The sequence below is a fragment of the Mariniradius sediminis genome, assembly GCF_021491425.1.
In the GTDB taxonomy this organism is placed as follows: domain Bacteria; phylum Bacteroidota; class Bacteroidia; order Cytophagales; family Cyclobacteriaceae; genus Mariniradius; species Mariniradius saccharolyticus.
Window position 1 is genome coordinate 36311 of record NZ_JAKEVZ010000021.1, and the last position, 13458, is coordinate 49768.

13 protein-coding genes are annotated in these 13458 nt (G+C 46.0%); 7 read left to right on the forward strand and 6 right to left on the reverse strand.

Annotation, left to right across the window (positions count from 1 at the left end):
* Positions 1-81 precede the first annotated feature (81 nt).
* Complete coding sequence (locus L0U89_RS18955; RefSeq protein WP_234862972.1) at positions 82-462, forward strand: RidA family protein; 381 nt, start codon at positions 82-84, stop codon at positions 460-462.
* Positions 463-465: 3 nt separating this feature from the next.
* On the opposite strand, the gene L0U89_RS18960 is transcribed toward L0U89_RS18955, so the two are convergent.
* Positions 466-918: a DUF1569 domain-containing protein gene (locus tag L0U89_RS18960; protein ID WP_234862961.1), complete on the reverse strand. Its 453-nt coding sequence runs from the start codon at positions 916-918 to the stop codon at positions 466-468.
* A gap of 252 nt (positions 919-1170) precedes the next feature.
* On the opposite strand from L0U89_RS18960, the gene ileS reads away from it, so the two are divergent.
* From ileS to L0U89_RS18975, 3 genes are all read left to right on the forward strand, one after another.
* Entirely contained in the window at positions 1171-4554 is a 3384-nt protein-coding gene (gene ileS / locus L0U89_RS18965) for an isoleucine--tRNA ligase (RefSeq protein ID WP_234862962.1), read from the forward strand.
* Between the two features lie 70 nt (positions 4555-4624).
* Entirely contained in the window at positions 4625-5272 is a 648-nt protein-coding gene (locus tag L0U89_RS18970; protein ID WP_008628114.1) for a lipoprotein signal peptidase, read from the forward strand.
* Between the two features lie 100 nt (positions 5273-5372).
* Positions 5373-5972, forward strand: coding sequence for a hypothetical protein (locus L0U89_RS18975; RefSeq protein WP_234862963.1), 600 nt, complete (start codon positions 5373-5375; stop codon positions 5970-5972).
* A gap of 1 nt (position 5973) precedes the next feature.
* Here L0U89_RS18975 and L0U89_RS18980 read toward each other — a convergent pair whose 3' ends face one another.
* A complete protein-coding gene (locus L0U89_RS18980) occupies positions 5974-6786 on the reverse strand; it encodes an ion transporter (protein WP_234862964.1) in 813 nt (270 codons plus the stop codon).
* Positions 6787-7088: 302 nt separating this feature from the next.
* Here L0U89_RS18980 and L0U89_RS18985 point away from each other — a divergent pair, with 302 nt between their 5' ends.
* On the forward strand, positions 7089-8333 hold the full coding sequence (locus L0U89_RS18985) for an NAD(P)/FAD-dependent oxidoreductase (RefSeq protein WP_234862965.1): 1245 nt from the start codon (positions 7089-7091) through the stop codon (positions 8331-8333).
* 39 nt (positions 8334-8372) lie between these two features.
* On the opposite strand, the gene L0U89_RS18990 is transcribed toward L0U89_RS18985, so the two are convergent.
* The 4 genes from L0U89_RS18990 to L0U89_RS19005 all read right to left on the reverse strand — a co-directional run bounded on the left by L0U89_RS18990 (position 8373) and on the right by L0U89_RS19005 (position 11636).
* Positions 8373-9698, reverse strand: coding sequence for a GntP family permease (locus tag L0U89_RS18990; protein WP_234862966.1), 1326 nt, complete (start codon positions 9696-9698; stop codon positions 8373-8375).
* A gap of 173 nt (positions 9699-9871) precedes the next feature.
* The gene (locus L0U89_RS18995) at positions 9872-10366 is read right to left on the reverse strand and encodes a hypothetical protein (RefSeq protein ID WP_234862967.1); all 495 of its coding nucleotides are present in this window, start codon (positions 10364-10366) and stop codon (positions 9872-9874) included.
* 102 nt (positions 10367-10468) lie between these two features.
* A complete protein-coding gene (locus L0U89_RS19000) occupies positions 10469-10819 on the reverse strand; it encodes an iron chaperone (RefSeq protein ID WP_234862968.1) in 351 nt (116 codons plus the stop codon).
* Positions 10820-10913: 94 nt separating this feature from the next.
* Positions 10914-11636 (reverse strand): hypothetical protein, encoded by a 723-nt coding sequence (locus L0U89_RS19005; protein ID WP_234862969.1) that lies wholly within the window; start codon positions 11634-11636, stop codon positions 10914-10916.
* Between the two features lie 390 nt (positions 11637-12026).
* On the opposite strand from L0U89_RS19005, the gene L0U89_RS19010 reads away from it, so the two are divergent.
* Both L0U89_RS19010 and L0U89_RS19015 read left to right on the forward strand, forming a co-directional pair.
* The gene (locus L0U89_RS19010; RefSeq protein ID WP_008628100.1) at positions 12027-12407 is read left to right on the forward strand and encodes a PH domain-containing protein; all 381 of its coding nucleotides are present in this window, start codon (positions 12027-12029) and stop codon (positions 12405-12407) included.
* Between the two features lie 358 nt (positions 12408-12765).
* Positions 12766-13191, forward strand: coding sequence for a hypothetical protein (locus L0U89_RS19015; protein ID WP_234862970.1), 426 nt, complete (start codon positions 12766-12768; stop codon positions 13189-13191).
* Positions 13192-13458: the final 267 nt, after the last annotated feature.

Below are 13458 nucleotides of genomic sequence, written 5' to 3' on the forward strand. Positions count from 1 at the left end.
AATTACCACCTTTGGACTTTCAAAAAAACCGCATTTTTTTCAAAGGTGGTTTCTGATTCCTATTTTTCGGGAAAATAGAAAATCATGAAGGAAATCATCTTTTCGAAAGAAGCACCGGCACCGATCGGACCTTACAGCCAAGCAGTAAAAGCTGGGAACACGCTCTATGTATCGGGACAAATTGCCTTGGATCCAGCAACGGGCGAGTTGATCAATGAGAATATCACCGAAGAGACCCACGCTGTGATGAAAAACCTCGAGGCGGTATTGCGGGCAGCGGGCTATGGCTTCGGTAATGTGGTGAAGTGTTCGATTTTCATCAAAAACATGGACCAGTTTGCCACGATCAACGAGGCATATGGTCAATATTTCAAAACCAATCCTCCCGCGCGAGAGACAGTAGAGGTAAGCCGGCTTCCAAAAAACGTTAATGTGGAGATTTCCTGTATCGCGGTAAAATAAGGCTCAAAGGCCAAACTGCCGCAGGTGGTGGTCGGCATGCATCCAGACAAATCGACCCCATTCGGCATGGCTGAGTCTCCCTAGGCGCGGATGCATCGCGGCGATCTTTCCTTCCAATTTCCCGTATTTGCCAATTATATGCTTGTATTTTGACTTTTCTTCCTCAAAGGCCTCGGCATTCACTTTTCCTTTCATGTCAAACCTCTTTGGCCCGCGGGCGAATCGGGGAAATTCATTCTTTATCCTGAAAAAGATGAACTTGGAAACCAACTGCTTGAGGGTGGATTTTTCGTCGGAGGGTGGTGCCTTGAGGATAGATTGATGAGCCATGTTGCAGTGGGTGAGCATTTCCACGGCATTCATTTGGCCCCATTTGGGGGAATCTGTCGGCTTCAGTTTGTCGATTCTATGGATTATTTCTTGTATGGTTTCGGGGGCGTAGATGGTCTTTTGCATGGTTTAAATCTAATCAATTTTTGATTGGGCTTTTCGATAAATGCAGTATTGAAGCGAATTCCGAATTATCGGGCGATTTGCCTCTATTCCTGCAATTTATTTTAACTTTGCGCCTGCCTTTCAAAAATTTGCCTTTTTCGGAAGGAAATTGCCACGGCCGTTTTGATTGGCCGAAACTTCAAGCGAACACCTAACCAATCTTGCGCTTGGCAACAGCCTAGCGCAATTTCTGTAAAAAAACCGCTGTATACCGTGAAAAAGTACCAGGAATTCAAACAAGTCGATTATCCCCAAATCGGGGAGAGTATCCTGCAATTCTGGAAATCCAACGATATTTTCAATAAGTCCATTACGAATCGGAACGGGTCACCATCTTTCACCTTTTTTGAAGGACCACCCTCCGCCAATGGTACTCCGGGTATCCACCACGTGATGGCGCGGACGCTGAAGGATATTTTCTGTCGGTACAAGACGCTTCAGGGATACCAAGTCAAACGAAAGGGTGGCTGGGATACCCATGGTCTTCCGATTGAGTTGCAGGTAGAAAAGGAACTGGGCATCACCAAGGAGGACATCGGCAAAAAGATAAGCATTGCCGAATACAACCAAAAATGCCGAGAGACGGTCATGCGCTTCAAGAATGAATGGGACGACTTGACTGAGAAAATCGGCTATTGGGTCGACTTGGACGATCCTTATATCACTTTCGAATCGGACTATATCGAAAGCCTCTGGCATTTGCTGAAGCGGCTTTATGAAAAAGGGCTTTTGTACAAAGGCTACACCATCCAACCCTATTCTCCTGCAGCAGGTACCGGTCTCAGTTCACATGAGCTCAACCAACCCGGCACTTACAAGGATGTGAAGGATACTTCCGTCACCGCCCAATTTAGACTCAAGGGACAGGAAAATACCTATATCCTCGCTTGGACGACCACGCCCTGGACCTTGCCTTCCAACTCCGCTTTGGCGATCGGTGAAAACCTCGATTATGTCAAAGTAAAAACATTTAATCCGTACACATTCGAGCCCATGCTCGCCATCTTGGCCAAAGCCAGGTTGTCTGCTTATTTCAACCCGAAGGCAAAGGAAATCGCAGTAGCCGATTACAAGCCCGGTGACAAGTTGATTCCTTACGAGATCGTGGAGGAGTTCAAAGGCAAGCAGATGCTGGGCTGGGAATACGAGCAGTTGTTCCCGATAGGCGCTTTGGCATTGCCGCATCCGGCATTTACGGTTGTGGCTGGGGATTATGTGACTACGGAGGATGGTACCGGCATCGTTCACTTGGCGAAAGCATTCGGTGCGGATGACTTCAGGACTTTGGTACAGAACAACGTCCCCGGAGTCTTTGTAAAGGATGAGCTTGGAAATGATATCCCTGTCGTAGACAAACGCGGTAAATTTATCCACGTCGTGGGCGAATACCTCGCAGCCAAAATGCAGGAGCATGGTATCACTGCGCACAAGAGCTATGGTCCTGATGATTTTTTTGTAAAAAACTATACCGAAGACGATGAGTCGGACAAGGATTACAAAAGCACCGACATCATTATCTCGATCATCCTCAAAAACGAAAACAAGGCCTTTAAGGTAGAAAAATACGAACACAGCTATCCGCATTGCTGGCGGACAGACAAGCCCGTGTTGTACTATCCCCTGGAAAGCTGGTTTATCAAAACTACCGCCTACAAGGACCAACTCGTCGCCTTGAACAAAACCATCAACTGGAAGCCCGAGGCTACCGGCACGGGTCGCTTTGGCAATTGGCTGGAAAACTTGGTGGACTGGAACCTCAGTCGTTCCCGTTTTTGGGGCACGCCACTTCCGATTTGGAGAACTGAGGACGGCACGGAAGAAATCTGCATCGGTTCCATTGCCGAAATGGAAGTTGAGATGAAGAAAGCCATAGAAAAGGGCTTTATGCAAAAATCCCCATGGGAAGGCAAAGAGATCGATCTGCACAGACCTTATGTGGACGACGTCATTTTGGTTTCCAGCAAAGGGCAGAAAATGTACCGGGAGACTGACCTGATCGACGTTTGGTTTGATTCGGGCGCCATGCCCTACGCGCAGTGGCATTATCCGTTCGAGAATCAAGACGTTTTCCAAGCCAACTTCCCTGCCGACTATATAGCCGAGGGTGTCGACCAAACGCGGGGATGGTTCTTCACGCTTCACGCGATCGCAGGGATGCTGTTTGATTCGGTGGCTTTCAAAAATGTCGTTGCCAATGGGCTTGTGTTGGACAAAAACGGTAACAAAATGTCCAAACGCTTGGGCAATGCCGTGGATCCCTTCAAGACCCTCAAGGAATACGGTCCCGATGCCTTGCGTTGGTACATGCTGAGCAATGCCAACCCTTGGGACAACCTCAAGTTCAACCTCGAAGGCGTAGCGGAAGTGCAGCGTAGGTTTTTTGGAACATTGCAGAATACCTACAATTTCTTTGCGCTCTATGCCAACTTGGATGAGTTTGTAATCGATCCACAAAATATCATCCCTGTGGCCGAAAGGCCGGAGTTGGACAGATGGATCATTTCCAAACTACAATCGCTGATCTTGGACGTAGAGGCTGCCATGGACAACTATGACGCCACCAAGGCCACCCGCGCGATCATGAACTTCACCGTGGACCAATTGTCCAACTGGTATGTGCGCCTTGCCAGGAAGCGATTCTGGCGCGGCGATATGAATCCCGACAAGCAGGCGGCTTATGAAACGCTTTACGAGTGCCTGATGGTCGTTGGGCAATTGATGTCTTCATTTGCGCCGTTCTATGCGGAATGGTTGTACCAAAACCTCACCAAATCACGCACCGACCTTCCTGAGTCAATCCACTTGACCAATTGGACCAAGGCAGACACCTCGTTGATTAATGCGGATTTGGAAGCAAGCATGGACTTGGCACAGCGGATTTCTTCCTTGGTTCACTCGCTGAGGAAAAATCCAAAAATCGGCATCAAAGTCCGTCAGCCCCTTCAGCGCATCATGGTACCTGTTTTGGATTCCAAAACAAAAGCCCAAATCCAACACGTAGAAGATCTGATCAAGTCAGAGGTCAATATCAAGGAAATCGAGTATTTGGACGATGCTTCCGGGATTTTAGTAAAAAGTGTAAAACCCAACCTGCCTGTTTTGGGTAAAAAGCTAGGACCAAAGATGCGATTCGTGGTAGCTGCTGTGAACGCTTGGGGCCAGGAGGAAATTGCCCAAATCGAGCGAAATGGCAAAATAGATGTTCAAGTTGAGGGCGAAACCATCGAACTCTTGCTGGAAGAAGTGCTGATCAGTTCGCAGGATATTCCTGGCTGGTCCGTGGCCACCGACCAGGAACTCACCGTGGCTTTGGACGTGACCGTTACGGATGAATTGAAGCAGGAAGGAGTCGCCCGTGACCTTGTCAACAGGATACAAAACCTGCGCAAAGACATGGGTCTGGAAGTCCAGGACAAGATCCGAATCAAAGTTTCACGGCATTCTGATTTGGTGACGCAGGCGATCACCAACTTTGCGAAGTACATCCAAACCGAGACCCAGGCTTTGTCTTTGGAAATCCTTGAGACGATTGCAGACGGTGTCGTCTTGGATATGGATGAGTTTGAGTTGATAGTGAATGTTGAAAAAGTGAATTAATCAATTTAGGCGCTGCGGCGACAGGATTCTTCAAAAAATTCCTTAAATCTGTGGCTTTGAAAAGAAATACATGAAATACCTAAAATATTTCGGAATTGCCCTCGCGGTCATCATCCTTGACCAAATCGTCAAAATGCTGGTCCATTACAACATGGATTTTGGTACACCGGGACAGATAAAAGTCTTTGGAGAATGGTTCAAGCTCCATTACACCACCAATCCGGGGATGGCTTTCGGCATGCAGATAGGCTCGGAATATGGCAAAATGATACTAACTACCTTCAGGCTGATCGCCATGTTTGGTATCGGGTATTATTTGTATTTTATTGTCAAAAGGAAAATGCATGTGGGTTACATCATCTGCATTTCAATGATTCTAGGCGGCGCGATCGGTAACTTGATCGACAGTATTTTCTATGGGGTTTACCTTAACAATGCCCCTTACAACGCCCCGACGCCGTGGTTTCATGGTCAGGTGATCGATATGTTTTACATCGATATTTGGGAAGGTTATCTTCCCGATTGGATTCCTGTTTGGGGAGGTTCCTATACTGCCCTTTGGCCAATTTTCAATATTGCCGATGCCTCGATATTTGTGGGGGTAAGTATCATTTTGATTTTCCAGGGGAGATTTTTTAAAGAAGAGCCAAAGCCCGCCCAACCTGGGGAAGTCGATGAAATCCAAAAACAATTTATCGAAGGAGAGGAGAATCGATAGTCGCGCCGAAGACGTAGAATGTTGTCGATTTCCTAATTTCATTTTCAAAGAAGCACTTGTTTTCTCCAATAAAGCGGATGCTTTTTCGTTATTTTGGCGTATGTCAAGATGCCTGATTTTTCTGTTGTTTAGTGTAATTATTTTTTCCTGCAAGGAGGATGAAATCCCTATTTCCAACGAAGTGATCGTGGAAAATCCACCGAAGCAAAGGCATATTTGTGATTTTGACATTTCCGACAAAGCAGGAAATTTTGAACTGTACCAAAAATGGGAATTCGTTGGTTTTCAGGATATACAAACGGGCGAGTTTGATCAAAATACGACCTGTAGCGCGCGAATAGCACATTTTGCGTTGAACGGGGAGGATTTTGACAATTTGCTGAAGATCTCGCTGGAATTTGAAAAGGAAATTTCGGAATCAGGGAATTGCGCGGATTTGCGAAGTTTCGAAGCGCGCACCATAGCCCGAATCATCGAAGGTTGTTACGAAGATGATGCAGATGGGATTTCAATGGTGATCGATTCCAAAGGCATTACAGAGATACCGAGCAATGTGGCCAATACGCTGCCTGTGCATCACTTTGAAAATACATTCTTGGAATACCTTCGTGCGGTTAAGGTCTACCAAATCGAAAGCAATAAGCTCTATCTCTACGGGAAAGAAGGCAGATACCGCATGACTTTTTTGGCATTGGAATAGGTCACAGCCGCTCTCCGCAGTATTTGCAGTAGTTGGCGTCTGCGTCCAAATGCCTTGATTTGCAGGTCTTGCAGACCTTTGTGCCCGAATCCGGCGTGTACTTGGAGCTCGTCGTCAGTTCCGAGGTGATGATTCCTGTCGGCACTGCAATGATGGCATAGCCGAGCAACATGATCACTGCGGCCAGGAATTTTCCAATCGGCGTAATCGGTGTGATATCGCCGTATCCCACAGTGGTCAGGGTGACGATAGCCCAATACATAGACACCCCGATACTTGTAAACCCACTATCAGGCCCTTCTACAATGAACATCAATGTGCCTGTGATCAATACAATCGTCAATACGGTACCGATGAATATCTGGATTTTCGCACGGCTTTTTCGCAGCGCCGACTTGAGTATTTCTGCTTCCTTGACATACCTTCCCAATTTCAGAATCCGAACCACCCGAAGCAATCTCAGTGCACGAATCACCACGAGGAACTGGGTATTGGCCAGGAAAATACTCAAATAGGTGGGAAGGATGGCCAAGAGGTCCACCATTCCATAGAAGCTAAAGATGTAACCCAGTTTTCTGCTGCTTAGGTAAAGGCGTAGGATGTATTCAATGGTAAATAGGATGGTGAATGCCCATTCCAAAAAATAGAACTCCCTCTTATATCGCTCATGAAGCCAAGGTTCGGAATCCAGGATCGCGACCAAAACGCTCAAGAGAATCAACCAAAGGACCGTGATGTCAAACCGTCGGGAGGCTTTGTCACTGTGCTCAAAGACAATATGGGCGAGCCGTTCTTTGCTTGGAAAAAGGGACATGAGTAGGGATGAAAGTGTTGTTAAAGTAGGAAATTTCCACCAGAAATGGAGAAAATATGGTAATTCAAGAATGCCCTATTTGTACAAGTGACCGAAGCCAGTAAATCCGTAGTCGGAGATCACTGGCGTATTTTGTAAGACAACCTCTTAAAGGTCAGCTTAACCGAAATAGATTGGCACCCTCCAGCATTAGCCCCTTTTTGAACTCCATTGATCCTAACTCTGAGAAATTAGGCAAATACCAATAACTTGGTACTATAAACAGCTGAAAATTACGCGTAGGACTACAACAAATTCAAACATTGAAACCAACCATCATCGTCGGCGGAGGCATTATTGGCTTGTTTACCGCCTATTTTCTAAATCAGGAAGGGGTCGAAGTCACTATCGTCGACAAAGGCGACCTAGAGTCAAATTGCTCCACGGGCAACGCCGGCATGATTGTGCCGAGTCATATTATCCCATTGGCGGCGCCCGGCATGATTAGCAAAGGGATCGCTTGGATGTTTTCTTCCAAGAGTCCTTTTTACATCCACCCGAGGCTTGACAGGAAGTTGTTGGAGTGGTCTTGGCTCTTTTTCCGCTCGGCCAATAGATCCCATGTTGAGAAATCCATCCCTTATCTCAAAAACCTCAGCCTATTGAGCAAGTCCCTTTACCAGCAATTCCGGGATGCCCATCAGGGCACTGACCTTCAAATGCTCGAAAAAGGCCTCATGATGCTGTACCAAACCGCGGAAGTGGAGAAGGAAGAGGTAGAATTTGCCCACCTCGCACGGCAGCATGGCTTGGAGGCGGAAGTCTTGACAAAGGCAGATATCCAAAGGATTGAACCTAATCTCGAAGTGAATGCGCGAGGTGCGGTATTGTTTCCGGGGGATGCGCATTTGTCGCCATCGGCTTTGTATGGCTTTCTGAAGAAACACCTGAAATCAAGGGGTGTCGTATTCAAGAGCCTCTTGAAGGTGAAAGGCTTTGAATCCAAAGCAGGCAAGGTGACAGCATTGGTCACTGATGGAGAAAGGATAGAAGGGGAGAAATTCATACTCTGTGGTGGTGCGTGGTCCGCGGAGTTGGCGGGCATGCTCGGGATATCGATGCCGATGATGGGGGGAAAAGGATATAGTTTTCTACAAAACAACCAACCCGAAATCCGCCAAGCCAGTATCTTGACAGAGAAAAAAGTCGCCGTGAGCCCTTATGGTCATCAAGTAAGATTCGGTGGGACAATGGAGATAGCCGGCACTGACGAGCGTATCAACATGAATCGGGTAAGGGGGATTTTTGAATCGATCAATAAATATTACCCAGGCTTTCAGTCCAAATTCCCCAATGAAGCCGAGATTTGGAAAGGACTCCGGCCATGTTCGCCGGATGGCTTGCCCTATATCGGTCCAGCTGTTGGTTACCAAAACGTGTGGATTGGCTCAGGTCACGGAATGATGGGTATTAGCATGGCACCCGCCACCGGCAAAATCCTCACAGACCTGCACCAAGGCTATGCCAGTCCACTGGATTTGAAAGCGTTTGAGGTAGGGAGATTTTAAGCCGATTATCCTAATAATATAATTCGTATTACCCACAGTCTACACCACCAGCGTCAGCAGATAGATCAAAGCAATCGCCGTAAAGGAAATAATCATCGTTCCGATGCTGTGGCTCATATTGCCTTGCTTGATGCTGAGTCCCGAGAGTTGGGTGACGGCCCAGAAGAAGCTGTCATTGGCATGGGAAATCGCCACCGCACCGGCACCGATTGACAAAGCCGCAAAAACCCGCATCGTCTCCGAATCGAGTCCCAACGTACCCAACAAAGGCGCAATGATCGATGCCGTGGTGATCATCGCCACGGTAGAGGAACCCTGTGCAGTCTTCAGCGCAAAGGCGATTGCAAAAGGCAGAAATATCCCCCAACCCGCTTGACTGAGGTTGCCGCTGACGAGGTCACCGATGCCGGAGTTTTGGAGCATTTTCCCAAAAACACCGCCTGCGCCTGTAATGAATACCACCGGTGCGGCAATGAGGATGGCTTCCCCGATCCAGCCTGTGGAGGAGAGGATTTTTCGGTCAAACTTGGTCGGCAAAGAAAAAGAAAGAAACGCACCTATCAGCAATGCAATCACTGGCGTACCGATAAAAAGGATCGTGTCCACAAGGGCTCCCTCTCCAAAAGGCTGTGTTGGGTATTTTGCGATAGACGCTAGGATAATCAAGAAAAGAGGCACCAGCACCGGGAGAAAAGACTTGAATGCGGATGGTCTTTTTGCGGCAAGATTTTCAACATCGGAGATGGCCATCTTGGCTTCAAGAGGTATCGATGTCACAAACTTTCGAATGAAAAAGTAACTTGGAATCAGGGTAATCAAACTGACGATCAATCCCCAGAAAATGATCATTCCCAAGTCAGCCTCCAATATTCCAGCTGTGGCAATAGGTCCCGGAGTCGGCGGCACCAAGGAATGGCTGGCTGTTGCGCCCAGGGCCAAAGCGATTGTGGTGGCAGCATATGGCACCTTGCCTTTCAACGAAAGGGATTTGCTGATCGGATTCATCATGATGAATGTGCTGTCGCCAAACACTGGAATCGAGAGGATATAGCCGCTGAGCATCATGGCCATGGTGATGGATTTTTGGCCAATCCAAGAGAGGATTTTCTCTGCGATTACAATCGCTCCGCCGGTCTTTTCCAAAAACGTACCCATCACGACACCCAACAGAATCAGCAATCCGATACTTCCCAAAACCCCGCCAAATCCTTCCTGGATGGACTTTACGATCATTGCTGTTGGCATGCCGGCCATTAGTCCGTACACGATTGCCCCAACAAACAATGCCAAGAACGGGTGGATATCAAACTTCACGATGGCGATCAGTATCAGCGCCAAAGCAAAAAAGATGGTGAGGAGCAGCATTGCGGGACGGGTTTATGGTTAATTGGGAAAATGCATTTCTCCCCAACATAGGAAAATAGCTGTTTCCGCAAAAAATATCAAATCAAAATGCGAAAAGGCCGCTACTTGTCGGATAGGTGGCGTAACCCATGGCAGACAAGCGGCGGCCGTTGTTTTTGTACAACCTGATTTTCCTATCGCACGGCGTCGTAGCCGGTGACTGTAATCGGTGTCAAAAGCTCATCAAAGCTTGCGTTTTTCAATGAAGGTGGGACAATCTCCTTTCCCTTGTGTTTCTGGAAAATGAAGGGCATGCCTACTTTCTTTCCAAAATATGATTCGCCCCATTTGTTGGGATATTTTTCGATTAGTGCGATGATCTGCCCGGAAAATCCCTCATGGTTTTCGCCTATGATCTCTACGACGCTGCCTTTTCCGCTATCGTCTACTTGGACAAATACCACCATGTGGGTTTGGACATTATCGCGTCGCAGTTCAGTCGGGTATTTAACGTTTTTCCTGAAATAGTCGAAAAGCTCCTCCAAAGCAGGGTCGTTTGGGTTGGGATATTCCGAAATCAATGCCAGTCGATAGTCTGAAGGTTTGTTCAGCGGTGCCGAAAGGGAGTTTGCTGCGTGACTGCTTCCGGTGACAGCAAAAAGGAAGGAGAAAAGAATAAGCTTTTTCATAACAACGATTGGATTGATGAACAGGACTAATGTACTAAACAAAACACGAATTAAAAAGACATTAGTCGACTAAAATTCAGTCTTGCGTGAAATCAACGCTGGCTAACCCTTGTTCCCTTGGTTTTCGGTATACCTGAAGCGGATAATCCGCTCAATTAGATCAAAGGGCATCGGTTTGTTCAGCGGAAACTGAACCGAACCTTTGCCTTGCTTGTAGCCGGCGAGTTCGGCCGCAAAAGCAGCGTGTCCTGTGGGAAGGGCATAGAGGCCGATATGGTTTTTGTAGCCTGCAAAGTAGACAAGTGGTTTTCCTTGGGTCCTGTAGCCCGGCATCCCATAGGCCATCGTTTCCTCCGCATCGGGGGCGATTTCGAAGATTAGCCCGCGGATTTTCCTTAGTTGTACTTGAACCTCGGGAGGAAAAGTGTCGATATATTGGTCGATGGGGGACAAGAGAATGAAGGAATGGATAATTATAAATTTGCTTTAGGCCTAGGTTGCAAAATTTGGTTTTTCAGAAAATTTGATTGCAATCGAAATTCAAACATCACTCGATTAGTTCAATTCTTGTGATTTCAATACCGAATACTTTTTCTCCCCCATGGGTTAACAAAGTCTCCCTTTTAAATTCGATATTCATTGGAATACCTGGGTTGTAGAAATATTTTAAAACATTTTGATCGCACATGTCGAATTGCATGTTCCCTAATGCCTTTGCGAATTCATCATTACTTTGGCCCATTCGGGCCAACAGATCCAGAATTGCCCTTTTTGTGTCCTCCGGGTCAAGAATCATCTCGTAAAGTAAAGTACATGTTGATTTTTCCTGGTCCAGTTCGTGAAGAGAAATTGTCGAATTCCCTTTGATCGGATCGCCGCCGAAGCTATTTGGCAACAATTCAGTAAAGGTAATGTCCTCCCCCATTGTATACTCTATACCGAACGGAAAATGGAGATATTGAAGCTCTTTGAAAAGAATCATCTCTACCCCTTCTTTAGTGTTTAAAGCATTCACAATCGGTTTTACTGCATTCGCGACTTGTTCCTCAAGTTCGCCTTCGATTGTCAAATGGGAGAAAATAGAGTTCACAGCCTTGGCGATCTCTTGCCAATTTTCAATTCCTTTAAATATTCCTGTCTCATCTGTCTTGTAAATGATTTGGTTTGGAATTCCTTCCGTGAGTTGCTTTTCGAGAGGACCCGGTATCGCTGCGCTAAATACTTTTTGATAGCTCCATTGTATTGTGTACTCGCTTTCGGTTTCCTCCAAAACAAGAAAATTTGTTTGGTAGCTTGTGGAGTCGTTCTTGGTGAAATTTCCATTTTCCCATTGTTTCTTGATTTTTGTGACCTTGAAATCGTAGGAATCCCCTGCATGCCAGTAAGCAACAAAGGGAATGGATCCTGTAGCTTCTTGTGCAATGATGGAAAAAGTTAAGAGTGTGAAAAGAAAGGAAAGGCAAACGAACTTCATGGCATATTTGATAAAATGGTTTCGTTAAATATCCAACTAATCCTCCCGACAATCAAGTGCAGCCTCACATTAAATTTTTTCGTTCTCGTTGATGCGTTTGTTTGCATGAGACCAATTCGTTTATTGGGAAAAATTGATTCCAAAAAATTGGTTTTCCTTTTTTAGCTTTGATAAAATTCAATCACCATGGGACTATTTTCAGCTTTGTTAGGCAATGCAGGTGCAGTCAGCCCGGAGGAATTGCTCAAAAAATATGGCCTGCTTCTCACTGATAACGAGCAAATTGAGTTGGGCTTCAAGCTGATTCGGGATACGTTTATCTTTACCAACAAGCGCCTGATCCTGATCGAAGTGCAGGGCATTACTGGCAGCAAGGTCGAGTACAAATCCATCAGCTACAAGAGCATTTCCCGATTCAGCGTGGAGACGGCGGGCACCTTTGAACTGGACGCCGAGTTGAAGATTTGGGTTTCCAGCGAGCAGGAACCCAGTATCCGCAAGCAGTTTTCCAAATCCGTCAACGTCTACGAGGTGCAGCGGCTGTTGGCTTATTATGTGTTGAAGTAGGAAGCGGAGCAGTCCATCTGATTTGGATTGATTGTTTTTCGTCTTTCACTCAGATAGTGCTGCGAAGAAAAGCCGCGGACGCTGCGAGAAATGATGTCTAGGGGAAAGATTGAGTTTTTCTGCTTTGATCGAATACCTATGGTTACGGGGGCAATGGCGATGTTTTTTGAGTGGGGGATTTTATGAAACCCTTCCGTTCGGTTCTATTGGATTTTGAACTAAAGGGGCTTACTTTTAGGCTAAATGAAAAATATCAACAATATTGTTGATATCACTCCAAATCGGGATGATATCATCAATATTGAGGATATACAATCGTTAGCACTCATTTTAAAAACAGACAACACAGACAAATATCATGACAAGTGACGACAAGAATTTATGGCGAGAAAGATGGCTTGGTTGTATTAACGAATTGACTTCGCTTGACCTTCAAAATAAATCTTGGCTCGACAAGACACATACAAATCCGCATTGGTCATTTGTCGAATTTATGTGCAGTTATTTTGACGACTTAGGAATTGACGACCATTATAAATATCCGATTGACAAAGGTTGGTTGACAAATCAGGAGTTTGAAATAATTAAGGACTGGCACGAAGCATTGGATCAATACGACTCACCGAAAAATGACGACTATGACCACTCAGCAATTTTAAATGACCCGAAGTGGCTCGAAATATTGCAAATTGGACAAACAACGAAAAGCAAATTAGCTTCGACACTAAACGAGACTGAAAAGAAGATATTGACTGAAGAAATTAATTATTTGAATTTCGTTTAAGGATGAGAAAAACGAGTGCTAACAGCACCTACAAGAAATTGGCGGTTCAGTGGTTAAATGAAGCTTTGTGCTTCGTATCAAGTTCATTCCTAGCTGACAGTTTTCGTCTCCGAAATCGCCAACTTCTTGTAGCTGCAAACCGTCAGGCTGTGAAATAATCTGTCGATTTTTGAAAAAACCGCGTTTCTGGGCCGTATAGCCGGTTTGCACCAACAAAACCTTGAACCATATTCAAGGCATAAATTAGTTTTGACACACCTCCTTTCA